Consider the following 16,284-nt stretch of genomic DNA (forward strand, 5'->3'; position numbering starts at 1 on the left):
GCGCCACCATGACCCTGCTGAAAACCCTCGCCCCCTACGATTTCCCCTCCAGCGACGCGGTGGAGAACTACAAGGGCCGCCAGCTGCTGTACGTCAACTGGGAGCGCCACCGCATGTTCTCGCGGCCCTTCGTGCTGGCCCTGCCGCCGGAGACGCCCTTCGCCGAGATCATCGACAAGCACATGACCGACTGCTTCAGCTATCACCCGGACTGGGCGCAGATCGACTGGAGCAAGGTCGAGTGGCTCAACGGCCCGCGGCCCTTCACCCCGGACCGGGACAAGAGCCTGGCCGACAACGGCATCGGCCACAAGGACCTGATCCGCTTCATCACACCCGGCCTCGACGGCATTGCCGGCTCCGGCTACTGACCCGCTGACAGAACAAGAAGGCCCGTCCGCTCCGGCGGACCGGCCTGCCCAAGGAGAGAAACGATGAGCTACGCGCTCACCATCGAGCCCCTCGGCCGCAGCATCGAGGTCGAAGAGGGCCAGACCATCCTGGATGCGGCCCTGCGCGCCGGCATCTTCCTGCCCCACGCCTGCGGGCAAGGCTATTGCGCCACCTGCAAGGTCACCGTGACCGACGGCGAGGTGGACCAGGGCAATGCCTCCAACTTCGCCCTGATGGACTACGAACGGGACGAAGGCAAGGTGCTGGCCTGCTGCGCCAAACTCGAATCCGACCTGGTCATCGAGGTCGAGATCGAGACCGACGAGGACGCCCGCGACATCCCGGTGCGCGACTACCACGGCGTGGTCAGCCGCATCGAGGACCTCACCCCCACCATCAAGGGCATCTGGATCAAGCTGGACGAGGGCGAGACCCTGGATTTCCAGGCCGGCCAGTACATCAACCTCAACCTGCCCGGCGAGCTGGGCTTCCGCGCCTTCTCCCTGGCCAATGCGCCATCCGCCGGCAACGAGATCGAGCTGAACATCCGCATCGTGCCCGGTGGCGCCGGCACCACCTGGATCCACAACGAGCTCAAGGCGGGCGACCGCTTGAGCCTCACCGGGCCCTACGGACGCTTCCTGGTGCACCGCTCGGCGGGCGTTCCGTCATTGTTCATGGCCGGCGGCTCGGGCCTGTCCAGCCCGCGCTCGATGATCCTCGACCTGCTGGAGGAGGGCTCGACCCTGCCCATCACCCTGGTTTACGGCGCCCGCAACCAGGCTGAGCTGTACTACCACCAGGAGTTTGTAGAGCTGGCGGCCCGGCATTCCCACTTCAGCTACGTGCCGGCGCTCTCCGACGAGCCGGCCGACAGCGACTGGCAGGGTTTCCGCGGCTATGTGCACGAGGCCGCCAAGGCCCACTTCGACAACGACTTCCGCGGCCGCAAGGCCTACCTGTGCGGCCCGCCGCTGATGATCGAGGCCTGCATCTCCACGCTCATGCAGGGCCGCCTGTTCGAGCGCGACATCTACACCGAGAAGTTTTTCTCTGCCGCCGACGCCCAGCAGGTGCGCAGCCCGCTGTTCAAGCGGGTTTAAGCCGGCATCGCCGGGTTGGAGGAATGGCTCGGGGAGGGCTCAGCCCGAGCCCGACAGGCGCCCAAACAGGCGCCTGTCCCAGATGACGGGTTCAGCGCTTGAAAGCGTCATCCGCATGGCATCCGGGTGTGCCGGGTTGACCAGGGCGTTCCATTCCAGCTTGGCGACCACCGAGGGCACGAGCAAAACGGCGCTCCGCGCCTCACTCAGCCACAGATCACCAAAAATCCTCGCTGCCGTGCTGGCCTCGGCGTCCCATCCAGAGGGCAGCATTTCCGGATCGCGACGTTCGACCTTCACGTCATCGGGCAGGTCGGCCATCACATATCGATGCGTAGTCGGAATGCGGCCGATATTGGCATGAACCAATATTTCAAGCATCGCGCAGGCGTAGGTCAACGAGCCATAGATGACCGGACGACCGGGACTGTTCCAGCGTCCGCCAACCAGCGCGGCACCTGTTCCGTCCCAGAGCGGGTGCCGGCCGTCTCCAATCCGGTATATCCGCATCACGCGGCAATGCCGTAATACAAGCGCCAGAGAAGCTCTTCAACCCGTCGCGCGCCAAGCTCCGTCATGGAGACATCCAGCGGCCGACGGTCCTGGAGCATTGAATGCGGTGCATTCAAGAATGACCTGGCATCCTCCTCCGAATCCCAGACATAGGCCGCAGTGGCAAAGATCCGGGCAAGACGTTCAACCCGCGCGGACTCTTCGGCAGACAAGCTCTCGCGTCGCCGCTTGTAGGTGGCCTCCGGAACGATGCGATACAGGAGTTGCTTCCTGTCTTCCGCGCTCACGTGGACATGATCGATGCTGGCTTTCAGGGCACCCTTGGGAAGACCCTTTGAAACCATTTCATCAAGCTCGGCGAACGAGTGGGGGGCGGGCACAAGCGCCATGATCGACGCAATCCTCTCGGGGGTTACGAGTACCACGATCGAGACTCCTTGAGTATCAAGTGATTTGATCATATCAGATCATGTGATACTCAAGGTCAAAGACAAGCCATGACCGCTGCGCAGCCCGTGGCGCTGGCACGTCCCCGCTCTAAACCTTCGTCTAATATCGCCACCCATCGTTTCCTTATAACTTTGGGCCATACGGATTGCCGCTGAATACCGGCGGGCCGTGTGACCCGGGCGACACAGAGCGCCTGCCGCGTGACGGGGCCATCGGGCTCCCGCATCCCGCCAAATAAGGAGACATTGATGGCTGTACTCAATCGGATGGACTGGTATGACCTGGCCAGGTCAACCAACTGGACGCCCACCTACGTAACGGAAGACGAACTGTTTCCGCCCCAGCTCGCCGGTGCCTTCGGCCTGCCGCAGAATGCCTGGGAGAAATACGACGAGCCCTACAAGCAGACTTATCCGGAATACGTGAAGGTCCAGCGCGACAAGGACGCCGGGGCCTATTCGGTCAAGGCGGCGCTGGAGCGCAGCCGTATTTTCGAGAATGCCGATCCGGGCTGGAAATCGGTGATGAAGGCGCATTACGGCGCGATCGCCCGCGGCGAATATGCGGCGGCCAGCGCCGAGGCCCGCATGATGCGTTTCTCCAAGGCGCCGGGCATGCGCAACATGTCCACCCTGGGCTGCCTGGACGAGATCCGGCATGGCCAGATGCAGCTCTATTTTCCCCACGAGCACGTGTCCAAGGACCGCCAGATGGACTGGGCCTTCAAGGCCTACGACACCAATGAATGGGCCATGATCGCCGCCCGTCATTTCTTCGACGACATCATGATGACCCGGGACGCCATCAGCGTCTCGATCATGCTCACCTTCAGTTTCGAGACCGGCTTCACCAACATGCAGTTCCTCGGCCTGGCGGCCGACGCGGCGGAGGCGGGGGATCACACCTTCGCCAACCTGATCTCGAGCATCCAGACGGACGAATCCCGTCACGCCCAGATCGGCGGCCCGGCGCTCAAGATCCTGATCGAGAACGGCCAGAAGGCCGAAGCCCAGAAGCGCGTGGATATCGCCGTGTGGGGGGCGTGGAAGCTGTTTTCGGTGCTGACCGGCCCGATCATGGATTACTACACCCCGCTGGAGCATCGCAAACAGTCCTTCAAGGAATTCATGGAGGAGTGGATCGTCGCCCAGTTCGAGCGCGCCCTGACCGACATGGGCCTCGAATTGCCCTGGTATTGGGACATCTTCCTCAAGGACATCGGCGACACCCACCACGGCATGCATCTCGGCTCCTATTTCTGGCGCCCGACCGTGTGGTGGAACCCGGCCGCCGGCGTCACCCCGGCCGAGCGGGATTGGCTGGAGGAGAAATACCCGGGGTGGAACGACACCTGGGGCCAGTGCTGGGACGTGATCATCGACAACGTGGTCGATGGAAACATGGCCATGGCCTACCCGGAAACCCTGCCTTACGTCTGCAACATGTGCCAGCTGCCGATCCTGGGCACCCCGGGAAAGAACTGGAATGTCAAGGACTACCCCCTCGAGTACAAGGGGCGCCTGTATCACTTTGGCTCCGAAGTGGATCGCTGGGTATTTGAGCAGGAGCCCGAGCGCTATGCCGGCCATCTGAGCATCGTCGATCGCTTCCTGGCCGGGATGATCCAGCCGATGAACCTGGAAGGTGCCCTGGCCTATATGAACATCGCCCCCGGCGAAATGGGCGACGACGCCCACAACTATGCCTGGGCCGAAGTCTACCGGGCCCTGCGCGAAACCCGCAAAGCCGGCTGACGGATAAGGAAACGGCCATCCGCGCAAAGGCGGTGGCCGCCTTCGGCAAATAGCCGAGGAATAGTCGAAGAATAGAGAGGAGATCTGAAAATGGCATTGTTTCCATTGACGTCCAATTTCGAGGGTGACTTCGTCCTGCAACTGGTCGCCGTCGATACCGAAAACACCATGGACGAGGTGGCCGCCGCCGCCGCCGTGCATTCCGTGGGCCGCCGCGTGCGGGCCCGGCCCGGGCACATCCTGCGGATCCGCCGGCAGGGGGCTGACGAATTCCTGCCCCGTACCATGAAGGTGGCCGAGTCCGGTCTCAAGCCGACCGAGACGGTGGAAGTCATCTGGCAGATGCCGCACGGCTGAAGAGCGGGGAGCCGAGCATGAGTTTCACCAAGGTATGCAGTGTCGACGAGCTGTGGGAAGGGGAGATGGAGCCCCACACCGTCAATGGCCACGACATTCTCGTGGTCTGCGCCGAGGGCGGCGCGATCAAGGCCTTCCAGGGCATCTGCCCGCACCAGGACATCGCCCTCTCGGAGGGCAAGTTCGACGGCGAAAAGATCATCTGTCGCGCCCACCTGTGGCAGTTCGATGCTGCCACCGGCAAGGGCATCAACCCCGACGACTGCGCCCTCGCCGAGTATCCGGTGCGGGTGGAGGGGGACGCGGTGTACGTGAGCACGGAAGGCGTCGAGCCCCTGTTCGCGCATTCCTGACCTCTGACAGCCGAACCGCCTGACGACACACAAGGAGAACAACGATGAGCACTGCAAGTTCCGCCCAGGCCTATCACAACAACATGGTCGGCCCGGTGATGCGGGCCGGTGACCTGGCCCTCGCGGTGATCGAGGCCGCCCGCATCGACAACCCGGGCAAGGAAGTCTTTGTCGAGGACAAGCGGGCCTACGTCCGCATCCACACCGAGCAGGAAATGATCCTGCGCCGGGAAACCATCGAAGAGGAATTGGGCCGTCCGTTCCGCATGAACGACCTGGAGGTGGATCTGAGCTCTTTTGCCGGCCAGATCGAAAGCCTGGACGAAGCGGTGCGTTTCTATTTCGCCAAAAAGCTCTGACGGGGTTCGCCCGACACGCGACCCGACCAGACAGAAAAGAATATCGAGGAGACAAGAATGTCCGAAGTTCAAGTGCTGAAGCCGCAGAAGACCTGGAGCCATCTGGCCGCGCGGCGCCGCAAGCCGAGCGAGTACGAGATCGTCAGCGCCAACCTGCATTACAACGACCGCGATCCGGATTCCCCCTATGAGCTGTCGCCGGGCATGTTCATGAACGAGTGGTACAAGAAGAATACCTTCGGTACCGCCCTCAAGCATGCCGACTGGAACGCCTTCCGCGACCCGGACGAGGTGGTCTACCGCACCTACAACATGATGCAGGACGGCCAGGAGACCTACGTCTTCGGCCTATTCGACCAGTTCAACCAGCGCGAGCACGACATCGCCCTGGACGCGCGCTGGGCGGGCACCCTGGCCCGCCTGTACACCCCGGCCCGCTACCTCTTCCATACGGTGCAGATGGCCTCGGCCTACGTGGGGCAGGTGTCGCCGGCCAGCACCATCACCAACTGCAACTACTTCCAGATGGCCGACAGCCTGCGCTGGCTCAGCCACACCGCCTACCGTACCAAGGAGTTGTCCCTGGCCTTCCCCGACAAGGGCTTCGGCAGTGACGAGCGCCATTACTGGGAGAACGACGTGGCCTGGCAGGGCTTCCGCGAGCTGATGGAGCGGGCGCTGACGGTGTGGGATTGGGGCGAGGCCATCGTCGTCCTCAACCTGGTCGCCAAGCCGGCCATCGAGGAGTCGGTGCTGCGGGCGCTGGGCGAGTCGGCCCGGCACAACGGTGACACCCTGCTGGGGCTGCTCACCGACGCCCAACTGATCGATTCGGCCCGCCATCGGCGCTGGTTGGCGGCCTTCCTGCGCATGGCCGGGGAGACGTCGGGCAACCTGGAGCTCATCCGGGAATGGGTCGCCCGCTGGGAGCCGCTGGCTGACAAGGCCATCGAGGCCTACTGCGGGGCCCTGCCCGATGTGCCGGATGCGGTGACCGCCACGAAGCTGGCCACCCGCGAGTTCCGCCGGTCGCTGGGCCTCTGACGCCACAGCCTCTCCACAGGGGTGGTCCGGCGCCCGGACGGGCCGGCCAGCCCGCCCCTGCAGGCGAGCTTCCATGAGCGCTGCGCCGGGCTGCCCCAGGCAAGCTCGCATCGCAGTGCGCAGCACGAAGGTACTCCAGTGAACACTCCAGTCATTCTGAATGAGCGGGACGGGTCCCGCTTCGAGCAGCGCGACGGCGACACCATCCTGCGGGCGGCCTTGCGGGCCGGTGTCGGCCTTTCCTATGAATGCAATTCCGGCGGCTGCGGCGGCTGCAAGTTCGACCTGCTCAGCGGTGAGGTCGACACCCTGTGGGCTGACGCCCCCGGCCTGACCGCGCGGGACCGCCAGCGCGGGCGTCATCTGGCCTGTCAGTGCCGCGCCCGCGGGGCCGTCAGCATCAAGGCAGCCAGCGCGGCGGAGTACGTGCCGCTGCGCACTCCCCGGCGGCGGCAGGCGTGGCTGACCGGCGTCTCCGAGATCACCCACGACCTGCGCGAATTCCGCTTCCGTACCGATGGCGTCGCCGACTTCCTGCCCGGCCAGTACGCCATGCTGGACCTGCCGGGGGTGGGCGCGTCGCGCGCCTATTCGCTCTCCAACACGCCCAACGAGGAGGGCGAGTGGCACTTCCAGATCCGCCGCGTGCCGCACGGCCAGGGCACCCATGCGCTCTTCGACCGCCTGGCCTGTGGTGACGAGATCGGGCTGGACGGCCCGTACGGCGTGGCCTGGCTGCGCACCGCGGCACCGCGGGACATCGTCTGCGTGGCCGGCGGCTCGGGGCTGGCGCCGATGATCTCGATCGCCCGCGGCGCCGCCGAGGCCGGCATGCTCGAGACCCGCAAGCTGTACTTCTTCTACGGCGCCCGCACGCCGCGGGATGTGTGCGGCCAGGCCATGCTCGAAAAGCTGGAAGGCTTCGGCGAGCGCATCCACTACATCCCCGTCGTCTCCCTGCCGGGCGAGGACGGGGCCTGGCCGGGCGAGACCGGCTATGTGCATGACGCGCTGGCGCGGAGTCTGCCGGGGGGGCTGCCCGGCTTCGAGTTCTACTTTGCTGGACCTCCGCCGATGACCCAGGCCCTGCAGGAGATGCTGATGGTCGGCCATCGAGTGCCGTTCGAGCAGATCCATTTTGACCGGTTCTTCTGAACCTCCTGCGACGACAGGGGAAGGAAGCGCCAGGCAGCAATTCCACCAAAGGGGAAGACATGACAAGAATGAAGATCGTATCGGCCGCGGTGGCCCTGGCCTGCCTGGGCATGGCGCAAGTGGCCTGTGCCACCGACGTGTTCCGCCTTGAGGGCTTTGGCGCGGTATCGCGGGCCATGGGCGGCGTGGCCACGGCCATCGACACCGGCGCGGCCGGCATGATGACCAACCCGGCGACCCTGTCGCTGATGAAGGAGGGCAGCGAGGTGATGGCGGGCCTCGACCTGGTGACCACCGACATCGAGGTGCGCAACAAGGCCACCGGCGAGTCGGCCTCCTCGGGCGGCCATTCCAGAAACCGGGGGCCCTACGCCGCCCCCGAGGCCGCCTTCACCCGACGGGTCGGCGAATGGGCCTTCGGCGTGGGCGCCTTCGCCCAGGGGGGCCTGGGCACGGAGTATGGCCGCTCCAGCTTCCTGTCCCGGGCCAGCGGCGGGCTCGATACCGGGCTCGACAACTCCAGCCGGCTGCTGGTGCTGAACATTCCCTTCGCCGCCAGTTTCAAGGCCACCGAGAAGCTGTCCATCGGCGGCAGCATCGATGCCATGTGGCAGGGCCTGAACCTGAATCTGCTGCTGGGAGCCGACCAGGTTGGCAGCCTGATCGGTTCGGGGCGGGCCACCGGCTCGCTGATCCCGGTGCTGGGCGGGCTCCCCGACCTGCGCGGGGCCCATTTCAGCCTGACCAAGAACCAGCCCCTGGCCAGCGGGGTGGATGCCTGGGGCTATACCGGGCGCCTCGGCTTCGTCTACAAGGCCACCGACACCACCACCCTGGGCGCGGCCTACACCAGCAAGAGCCACCTGGCCGACATGAGCGGCCGGGCGACGCTCACGGCGATCGATGGCGCGGCGGGGCAGATCCCCCTGGCGGGCAAGATCCGCATCCAGGACTTCCAGATGCCGGCCACCCTCAATCTCGGGGTCAGCCAGCGGGTCACGGAGCGGCTGCTGCTTGCCGCCGACGTGTCGCAGGTGTATTGGAAGAGTGTCATGAAGGACATCAAGGTGGCTTTCGAGGCCGATTCGGGGGGCGATCTGCAGATCCGCCTGCCCCAGGACTACAAGGACCAGACCATCCTGGCCCTGGGCGGCGCCTACCAGGTCAATGAGCAGCTGACCCTGCGCGCCGGGCTGCGCTACGCCACCCAGGCCCTGCGCTCCTCGACCCTGTTTGCCGTTATCCCGGCCACGCCTAGAAAGCACCTGTCCGCGGGGGTGGGCTATGCCTTCTCCCCGGCCAGCCGGTTGGACTTTGCGTGGTCCCATGCCTTCAGTGATGGCATGGACAACAGCAGCCTGCCCAATACCTCCGCGCCGATGCATGTGAGCCATTCCCAGGACAATGCGACCCTCAACTACACCTACCGCTTCTGATCCGCTCCGCGCCGGCGCAGGACGTTCTTCCGTAAGGGGGGTCGTCCTCGACGCCGGCGATGCCCCCGATGTGCGCCGCCAGAAGATGGCCAGGATCATCCTGGACTCGATGTACCAGTTCCTCGGCCTGCTGGATGTGGATGGCACCGTGCTTGAGATCAACCGGGCCGCCCTCGACGGGGCGGGCCTGTGCCTCGAGCAGGTGGTGGGCAGGCCCTTCTGGCATGCCCGCTGGTGGGAGGTGTCGGAGGAGGTGCGCGTCCGCGTCCGCGAGATGATCGCCGAGGCGCGGGAAGGGCGCTTCGTGCGCTGCGACTTCGAGGTCTATGGTGAGCAGCACGGCGAGAAGACCATCTCCATCGACTTCTCCCTGACGCCCATCATGAACGATGCCGGCGAGGTGGCCTTCCTGCTGCCCGAGGGGCGGAACATCACCGAGAAGATTGCGATCAGCGCCGAGCTGACACGCAAGAATGGCGAACTGCAGAACGCCCTGGAGCGGCTGAAGCAGATCGACGGCTTCAAGACCAAATTCTTCGCCAACGTCAGCCACGAATTGCGCACCCCACTGGCGCTGATCCTGGGGCCGGTGGACCAGTTGCTCAAGGAGGGCATGGCCCTGGGCGAGCGGGAGAGGTTCCGCCTCAAGACCATCAAGCACAATGCCCAGTCGCTCTTGCAGCAGGTCAATGACCTGCTCGACCTGGCCCGCATCGATGCCGACCGGATGCCCATGGCCTATGTCTGCGCCAACATCACCGCCATGGCCCGGGACATCGCCGCAAGTTTTGCCGAGATTGCCGAGGAGCGCTCGATCACGCTGCGGGTGCGGGGCGAGAGCGAGCTGTACGCCGATGTGGACCGGGTCAAGTTTGTCCGGGTGCTGGTCAACCTGCTTGCCAATGCCTTCAAGTTCACGCCGCCCGGGGGGCGCATCAGCTGCACCCTGGAGCGCATCCAGGACGCCCGCTTCCTGGTCAGCGTCCAGGATACCGGGCCGGGCGTTGCCGACCCGATGAAGCCGCAGATCTTCGACCGCTTCACCCAGGCCGAGGCCGGGCAGGGCACCATGGGCAGCGGCCTCGGCTTGAACATCGTCAAGGAGTTCGTCGAACTCCACGGCGGCACCGTGGTGGTGGTGGACGCCCCCGGCGGCGGGGCGATCTTCCAGGTGGAGATCCCGATCCGGGCGCCCAATGGCGCCTTCGTGCGGGAGTCCGGGGAGGAGCCTCTGCTGCATGCGGACTATCGCCACGGCACTGCCAGCATGCCGGACATGCACCTGCCGGCCAACCGGGCCGGTCGGCCGCGGGTGCTGGTGGTGGAGGACAATCCCGACCTGCGCCTGTTCCTCTTCGACGTGCTGATCGACGAGTACAACGTGAGCCTCGAGGAGGACGGCGCCGCCGCCCTGGCCTCGGCGCTGGCCGATCCGCCGGACCTGATCATCACCGACCTGATGATGCCGCGCTTCGACGGCGAACGCTTCATCCGTGCCCTGCGTGGCACGCCGGACTTTCCCCGGGTGCCGATCCTGGTGCTGTCGGCCCGCGCCGACGACGTGCTGCGCGAGAGCCTGCTCGAGGCGCTGGTCCAGGACTACGTCACCAAACCCTTCTCACCCCAGGAGCTGCGGGCCCGGGTGCGCAACCTGGTGGCGGTGAAATGCACCGTGGACATCCTGCAGAAGGAGCTGAACACCCAGGCTTCGGACATCTGCGAGCTGACCAACGGCCTGGTGGACAGCCGCAAGACCCTGCAGAAGAGCCTGCTGGCCTTGCAGGTGTCCGAGCGCCGCTGGCTGGGCCTGTACGAGAACACCGCCGTCGGCATCGCCCTGGCCGACCGGGACGGCCGCATCCTCAGCGCCAACCCCGCCCTTCAGGAGATGCTGGGCTACTCCCGCAGCGAGATCCTGGGGGTCAACCTGATCGAGATCACCGAAGAATCCCAGCGCTCCCGGACCGAGATGAACGTGCAGGGGCTGTTCGACGGCGTGCGCCCCAGCTACCAGATCCAGAAGCGCTACGAGAAGAAGTGCGGTGGATTCCTGTGGGCCAATGTCTGCGCCTCGCGGATCCCCGCGGTGGACCAGGAGGGCCCGATGCTGGCGGTGATCGTCGAGGACATCACGGCCAGGAAGGAGGGCGAGCAGTCCCTTGCCGCGACCCGCTCCGAGCTGGCCCGGGTGTCGCGCTTCACCACCATGGGCGAACTGGTGGCCTCCATCGCCCACGAGGTCAACCAGCCGCTGTCCGCGGTCATCACCAACAGCGACGCGGCCCTGCGCTGGCTGTCCCTGGCCGAGCCCAACCATGACGAGGTGGTGGCCGCGCTGCACCGGGTCAACCGCGACGCGACCCTGGCGGCCGGGGTGATCACCCGCATCCGCAAGTTCCTGCGGGCCGGCGAGATCAAGCGAGAACGGATCGTCGTGGCGCGCCTGCTGAACGAGCTGCTGTTGATGCTGCAGACTGTGTTGCTGGATGCGGGGGTCGAAGTCGATGTGAGTCTGCCTGCCGACCTGCCCGAACTGCAGGCGGATGCTGTCCAGCTGCAGCAGGTCATCCTGAATCTGATCGTCAATGCCGTCGATGCCATGCGCGAGCAGCCCGGCGGCGCCCACCGGCTGCTCGTCGAGGTGAAGGAGGACGCCGCGTCGGGCATGCTCTTCGCGGTGCACGACGACGGCCCGGGGGTGCCGGCCGGGGCGCGGGACAAACTCTTCGATGCCTTCTTCTCCACCAAGCAGGATGGGCTGGGCATGGGCCTGGCCATCAGCCGGACCATCGTCGAGAACCACGGCGGGCGGCTGTGGCTGGATGCGGCCGTCCCGTCGGGCGCCCGCTTTGTCTTCAACATTCCGGCGGCCTGAGAGGGAGGTACGCGTGAATACCGCTCCAGACACCGTCTTCGTCGTCGATGACGACCTCTCCATCCGCGAAGCCTTGAGCAGCCTGATCCGCTCGGTGGGCCTGCGCGTCGAGACCTTCCCGTCCGCCGCCGACTTCCTGCAGCATCCCCGCCCGCCGGGCAACGCCTGCCTGGTGCTGGACGTGCGCATGCCGGGCCTGTCGGGGCTGGACCTGCAGGCCGAATTCGCCAGGGCCGGAGAGCCGATTCCGATCATCTTCATCACCGGCCACGGGGACATCCCCATGGCGGTGAGGGCCATGAAGGCCGGTGCCGTGGAGTTCCTGTCCAAGCCCTTCCGTGACGAGGACCTGCTGGAGGCCATCCGCCACGCCCTCGAGCAGGGCAGGGTGGCCCACGACGAGGCCGCCGAGGTGGGGGAGGTGAGAAGCAAGTACGCATCCCTCACCGGCCGCGAGCGCGAGGTCATCACCTTCATGATTGCCGGCGCCCTCAACAAGCAGGCGGCGGCCGAGCTCGGCGTCTCGGAGATGACCATCAAGGTCCACCGCCACAACATCATGCGCAAGATGAAGGTCCGCTCCCTGCCGGACCTGGTGCGGATGATGGAGCGGCTGGGAAGCTGATGCAGGCCCGGCGCCTTGGTGCGGTCAAAAGTCTAGTGTTCTCCACCTCTCCCGGTCGATCGCCGCTCCATCAGGACCAGGTAGGCGCCGAGCCCGGCCAGTAATAGTCCGGGTGACATGGGTTCCGGCACGGAGTGTTCGCTGCTTCCGCGAATCGCGACCTGCAGGTCCTCCGTCGCAATCGCAATGTCGTTGAAGCTGGAATCAAGGAACAGGAGGTCAGAGAGCGACAAATTGCTAATCCCCTCGGTGAGAGCCTCGAATCTTACGGTCGCAAGACTGCCACTGCCGCTGGCGCCGACTATGGCCCCTAGCAGGGCGTCGCCTGTGAATACAACTCCCCCGGCCATATCGTCGATGAAGCCCGGTATGAAGAAGGTAGAGCCGGCGCTCGGTAACAGCGAACCTTCATTGACCGATACGGCGCGAATCAGCGTCGGGTTGTAGCTCAGCGTAAAGTTGAACGCGTACAGATCCAGAAAATCCTTGCCGATTACATCGACTTTGAAGCTGCCACCGACCGCGGGGCTCGTTGGTACCGCTTGAAGATGCACCAGTGGGGCTGCCTGCCCTGGACCGGCTTGAATGGCGGTCAGCAGGGTGCCTACAGCGAGAATTTTGTGCAAGAGCTTGAACACTAGCTTCTCCTATTCCTTCAATTACAAATGGTGCCGACCGGAACTTGTCGGGCGACTTGAGCTAGGTCGCGCGCATCAACGATGCCATTGATGTCGATGTCCACCGTGGGATTGAAGGCTGGCTGGCCGGCGCGCTTGCCGAAAGATGCCTTCACCAAGCCGAGGTCATCGCAGTCCACCCGGCCATCGCGGTTGACGTCGCCCACGGCGGGGGGCGCGATGACTTGGCTGCTGAGCACGGCGAAGTTCCGGACATCGTTGCGCGTGACGCTCTCCGCGGAGAATGTCAGCGTGTCTATCGTGCCGACGCTTGTGGTGGTCGGGGGTGTGAGGTCGACCTTCACGATCGTACTGGCTCCGGTGGCCAGTGAGGCAACCGAAGGCGTGACGCTGGTCAGATAGGGCCTGTCATCCAGTGCGGTGAACTTGAATGAATCCGCCGGTCCATCGTTCTGGACCTTGAACATATAGCTCGTCGTTTGGCCTACAGGAAGGTTGACCGCCGTTGGTGCGACGACGGAGACCTCCTGGGGAATGAAACCGCTTGACAGCAGCCGCTGGAATTTCGCGCCGTTGCCGTCTTCTCCCAACGCATATACGAAGAAGCGGCTGGAGGGGACAACAACCTTTCCGGTCTGGACAGTGGCTTCGGCAGGGGCGTTGTTGGTCAGAGTGAAGCTCTGTAAAACTTTACCACTGCGACTTCTGAACTCGAACACGACGTTCTTGGCGGTTTCGGTGAAATCCGCGAGCGCATCAACAGTTTGGCCCGGTGCAGGCAATCCCGTGACCGGGAATGCTCCCTGGTGGCCGGGGCGTCCACGCGTTTGGACGAAGCGGAACTCGTCAAGAGAGAGCTTGCTTTGGCCGTTCACCAGGATTGAGAAGGTTCCGGCTCCCTCGACCGTTATCGTCCACTCGCCCACCTGGGGGCGCTCGATGGAATAGATTGAGGCGGCGCTGACAGGCACCCGCGTAACGCCTCCGTCCGTCTCGCTTACCACCGAACCATCGGGACGGATAATCCTTACGCTGTGAGCCTCTGTCGCCGAAACGGAGATCGTCAAGCGCGTGGTCTGTGTATCTACTGGGAATACGTAGTTCTTTGGGCTTGCGCTCAGCGCATCGCCTATCGACAGGATGTCTACGGTATCGCTCCGCGAAATAAGGTCAGAGAATTCGGCAATCGAGCTGGCTTCTGATTGATTGAGAATGAACACCTGCCCTCCGGTGTTCTCGGCCAGATAGAAATAGGCCGGGTCATAGGGCGAGCAACTGCCGAATAGCGAGAAGAACAGTTTCGTCTTCTTCTTAGTCGCCAGGCTTAGTACGCTCCCTGCCAATCCGGCGTCTTTGGCGCTCGCATCGGTGAAGAGGTAGAGCTCTCCACCATCATCCGAGGCCGACAGGGCGCCGAAGACCCCTGTCATCGCCAGTTCGGGGCAATCCCCGCCGTCGTCTGCGTACAGAGCACCGAGTGCCGACTTGAAGGCGCTACCGTCGCTTGTTACGGTAGTCGGACCGGAGAATGGGTCGTTGAATGGCGTTAATACATACTTTGACGGTTCCTGATCCGTGCCGAGCCGCGAGTTGACGATGTTGGTCGAGGTGGCTCGGACGCCGGCGATCACCGAGCCCATGCTGCCCGTGGTATCGATGGAGAACGCGAGGGTAGGTCCAACGCCCAGCAGGTTCTTGAACTCACGATCGCTTAGTTTCGCCTTCACATCTTTGAAGACTTGATAGGTTGCCAGTACTGCCAGGTCTGCGGCCTGAGGATGGTGATCGTGATGTGGCGAGTCAAATAGACCGGCCGCCACCGTCCCGGTGCATACGGACATGTCCTTGTTGATCCCACCGAAACCCGGTGATTTGTCGAAGAACCCGCCGTGGCGGCACTTGCCGGCCGGCCTCGTACGGTCTTGACCGCTATAGTAGCCACTGGTGAGCATGCTGGTGGTCAAGTTGCCCTTGAAACAAGACTGTCCTGCCGGGGCCTCAATGCAGGTGTTTGCGCCTGCTGGTGCGACATTGCTCACGAATTCGGATTTTCCTATCTCCGGATGGACCCCCCTGTTCCCAAGCTCAATCCAGTTGCTGTGGCTGTAGAAATCCTGCAGGGTGTGGAGTGCTCGGCCAAGTGCTTCGCGGGCTGCCTCGACGTTGTCTCCCTGGGTATGCGTCACGACGTCCCGGAGTTCGGCCAGGATGACGAGATTGCAGCCACTCAGGTTTTCAGCATCGCAGTGACGGGCGGTGTGGGCAGGGAAGTCATCATCCACGCTGGCATTTGCGTCAAGAATGGTCTGCCGGGCCTTCTTCATCGACTTGGTGACATTGCGGAGGCCTAGGTCGTCATAAACCAGTTGTACCGCATCCTTCGTGATCGCTGCGTGGGAGTCGCCTGGTGTGATTGCGCCCAAGCTGACGCTTGGTACGAACGCCTGCGTTGACGGTAGATAGCTGCCGAGAAATGCGATAAGCATGCAATGCGAAAGCGGCTTCCTTTTCATGGCTTGCTCCCTTGGGCGTTATGGTTGCTTTCTTCTGGTTGTGGTGTCGCTGTGGTGCTCGACTTCGATGTTTATCCGGATGGCAGAAAGATCTGAGGCGCGTTGGGCCCGGTAGAAGTCGATCCCCGCCTCTACGCAAGGCAGCGCCTTGGGACCGAAGCGCAGAAGCACGCCGCTGGCCAAGCCGAGTTCACCACTCCCCAGCTCCCCCGATCCGATCAGGCTGACCAGAATCGGAACGTCGATCACATCCATTGCACTGAACGCGGCATCAATGTCGCTTTGTACTGACAGCCGCTTGGGAAAGACGTGGTGTGGCGCTCCCTGCCAATGGATGTTGGTGTTAAGTACCTGACGTATCAGTTGGGCTCGATCCCATTCCAGAGGTACTCGCTGCAACAGCGTCCGGCAGGATTCGATGTTGCTTGTTGCAGCGGACACCTCAGCCGCAAGGGGGGGGGCTGAAGCGGATGGGGCTGTTTGGCTGGTGTGCCCGGCGGTGCTCCGCTGGCCTCGTTCATCACATGCGACCGATGTGCCCAGGACACACACCATGAGAATGACGGTCGGGATCTTTGACATGGGTAAGAGCCGTCAGTCAGAACGGCGGGCATGCTAAGCCGAATATCCGTTTGGCATGATAAGTGGCAAGGCCTGTCGGTGACCGTTGTTCGTTCATCTTACTTCCTGGCCTTGGTGTATAAATGTCAAAATAA

General features: G+C 64.0%; 16 protein-coding genes. 11 read left to right on the forward strand and 5 right to left on the reverse strand.

What is annotated here, in order from left to right:
* The first annotated feature begins 8 nt into the window (after nt 1-8).
* Together HHL15_RS16555 and HHL15_RS16560 are read left to right on the forward strand one after the other, a co-directional pair.
* Entirely contained in the window at nt 9-371 is a 363-nt protein-coding gene (locus tag HHL15_RS16555) for a phenol hydroxylase subunit P4 (RefSeq protein WP_169146901.1), read from the forward strand.
* A gap of 63 nt (nt 372-434) precedes the next feature.
* Entirely contained in the window at nt 435-1,496 is a 1,062-nt protein-coding gene (locus HHL15_RS16560; RefSeq protein ID WP_169146902.1) for an NADH:ubiquinone reductase (Na(+)-transporting) subunit F, read from the forward strand.
* 39 nt (nt 1,497-1,535) lie between these two features.
* On the opposite strand, the gene HHL15_RS16565 is transcribed toward HHL15_RS16560, so the two are convergent.
* The gene (locus HHL15_RS16565) at nt 1,536-2,006 is read right to left on the reverse strand and encodes an RES family NAD+ phosphorylase (protein ID WP_169146952.1); all 471 of its coding nucleotides are present in this window, start codon (nt 2,004-2,006) and stop codon (nt 1,536-1,538) included.
* Nucleotides 2,006-2,398 carry an antitoxin Xre/MbcA/ParS toxin-binding domain-containing protein gene (locus tag HHL15_RS16570; RefSeq protein WP_235943440.1) on the reverse strand — a complete coding sequence of 131 codons (393 nt, stop codon included), beginning with the start codon at nt 2,396-2,398 and terminating at the stop codon, nt 2,006-2,008. Before HHL15_RS16570 ends, HHL15_RS16565 begins: the two co-directional genes overlap by 1 nt.
* A 309-nt stretch (nt 2,399-2,707) precedes the next feature.
* Between HHL15_RS16570 and HHL15_RS16575 the strand changes: the two genes are divergently transcribed.
* The 9 genes from HHL15_RS16575 to HHL15_RS16615 all read left to right on the forward strand — a co-directional run bounded on the left by HHL15_RS16575 (nt 2,708) and on the right by HHL15_RS16615 (nt 12,417).
* Nucleotides 2,708-4,213 carry an aromatic/alkene/methane monooxygenase hydroxylase/oxygenase subunit alpha gene (locus HHL15_RS16575; RefSeq protein ID WP_169146903.1) on the forward strand — a complete coding sequence of 502 codons (1,506 nt, stop codon included), beginning with the start codon at nt 2,708-2,710 and terminating at the stop codon, nt 4,211-4,213.
* A 90-nt stretch (nt 4,214-4,303) separates the two neighbouring features.
* The gene (locus HHL15_RS16580) at nt 4,304-4,570 is read left to right on the forward strand and encodes a toluene-4-monooxygenase system B family protein (RefSeq protein WP_169146904.1); all 267 of its coding nucleotides are present in this window, start codon (nt 4,304-4,306) and stop codon (nt 4,568-4,570) included.
* Between the two features lie 17 nt (nt 4,571-4,587).
* Nucleotides 4,588-4,923 carry a Rieske 2Fe-2S domain-containing protein gene (locus HHL15_RS16585; RefSeq protein ID WP_169146905.1) on the forward strand — a complete coding sequence of 112 codons (336 nt, stop codon included), beginning with the start codon at nt 4,588-4,590 and terminating at the stop codon, nt 4,921-4,923.
* 44 nt (nt 4,924-4,967) lie between these two features.
* Nucleotides 4,968-5,282 carry an MmoB/DmpM family protein gene (locus HHL15_RS16590; RefSeq protein ID WP_169146906.1) on the forward strand — a complete coding sequence of 105 codons (315 nt, stop codon included), beginning with the start codon at nt 4,968-4,970 and terminating at the stop codon, nt 5,280-5,282.
* A gap of 57 nt (nt 5,283-5,339) precedes the next feature.
* On the forward strand, nt 5,340-6,326 hold the full coding sequence (locus tag HHL15_RS16595; RefSeq protein ID WP_169146907.1) for an aromatic/alkene monooxygenase hydroxylase subunit beta: 987 nt from the start codon (nt 5,340-5,342) through the stop codon (nt 6,324-6,326).
* Between the two features lie 138 nt (nt 6,327-6,464).
* Nucleotides 6,465-7,481, forward strand: a complete 1,017-nt coding sequence (locus tag HHL15_RS16600; protein WP_169146908.1) for a 2Fe-2S iron-sulfur cluster-binding protein — start codon at nt 6,465-6,467, stop codon at nt 7,479-7,481.
* A gap of 68 nt (nt 7,482-7,549) precedes the next feature.
* Nucleotides 7,550-8,917, forward strand: a complete 1,368-nt coding sequence (locus HHL15_RS16605) for an OmpP1/FadL family transporter (protein WP_235943441.1) — start codon at nt 7,550-7,552, stop codon at nt 8,915-8,917.
* Between the two features lie 85 nt (nt 8,918-9,002).
* Nucleotides 9,003-11,792, forward strand: a complete 2,790-nt coding sequence (locus HHL15_RS16610) for an ATP-binding protein (protein ID WP_235943442.1) — start codon at nt 9,003-9,005, stop codon at nt 11,790-11,792.
* A gap of 13 nt (nt 11,793-11,805) precedes the next feature.
* A complete protein-coding gene (locus HHL15_RS16615; RefSeq protein ID WP_328825058.1) occupies nt 11,806-12,417 on the forward strand; it encodes a response regulator transcription factor in 612 nt (203 codons plus the stop codon).
* 32 nt (nt 12,418-12,449) lie between these two features.
* On the opposite strand, the gene HHL15_RS16620 is transcribed toward HHL15_RS16615, so the two are convergent.
* Genes HHL15_RS16620 through HHL15_RS16630 form a run of 3 tightly spaced genes read right to left on the reverse strand, consistent with a single transcriptional unit; the run spans nt 12,450 to nt 16,150 of the window.
* Entirely contained in the window at nt 12,450-13,055 is a 606-nt protein-coding gene (locus HHL15_RS16620) for a cohesin domain-containing protein (RefSeq protein ID WP_169146912.1), read from the reverse strand.
* 17 nt (nt 13,056-13,072) lie between these two features.
* Nucleotides 13,073-15,568 (reverse strand): dockerin type I domain-containing protein, encoded by a 2,496-nt coding sequence (locus HHL15_RS16625; RefSeq protein ID WP_169146913.1) that lies wholly within the window; start codon nt 15,566-15,568, stop codon nt 13,073-13,075.
* Nucleotides 15,569-15,586: 18 nt separating this feature from the next.
* Nucleotides 15,587-16,150 carry a hypothetical protein gene (locus tag HHL15_RS16630; protein ID WP_169146914.1) on the reverse strand — a complete coding sequence of 188 codons (564 nt, stop codon included), beginning with the start codon at nt 16,148-16,150 and terminating at the stop codon, nt 15,587-15,589.
* Nucleotides 16,151-16,284: the final 134 nt, after the last annotated feature.

The organism is Zoogloea dura (assembly GCF_012927165.1).
Classification (GTDB): domain Bacteria; phylum Pseudomonadota; class Gammaproteobacteria; order Burkholderiales; family Rhodocyclaceae; genus Zoogloea; species Zoogloea dura.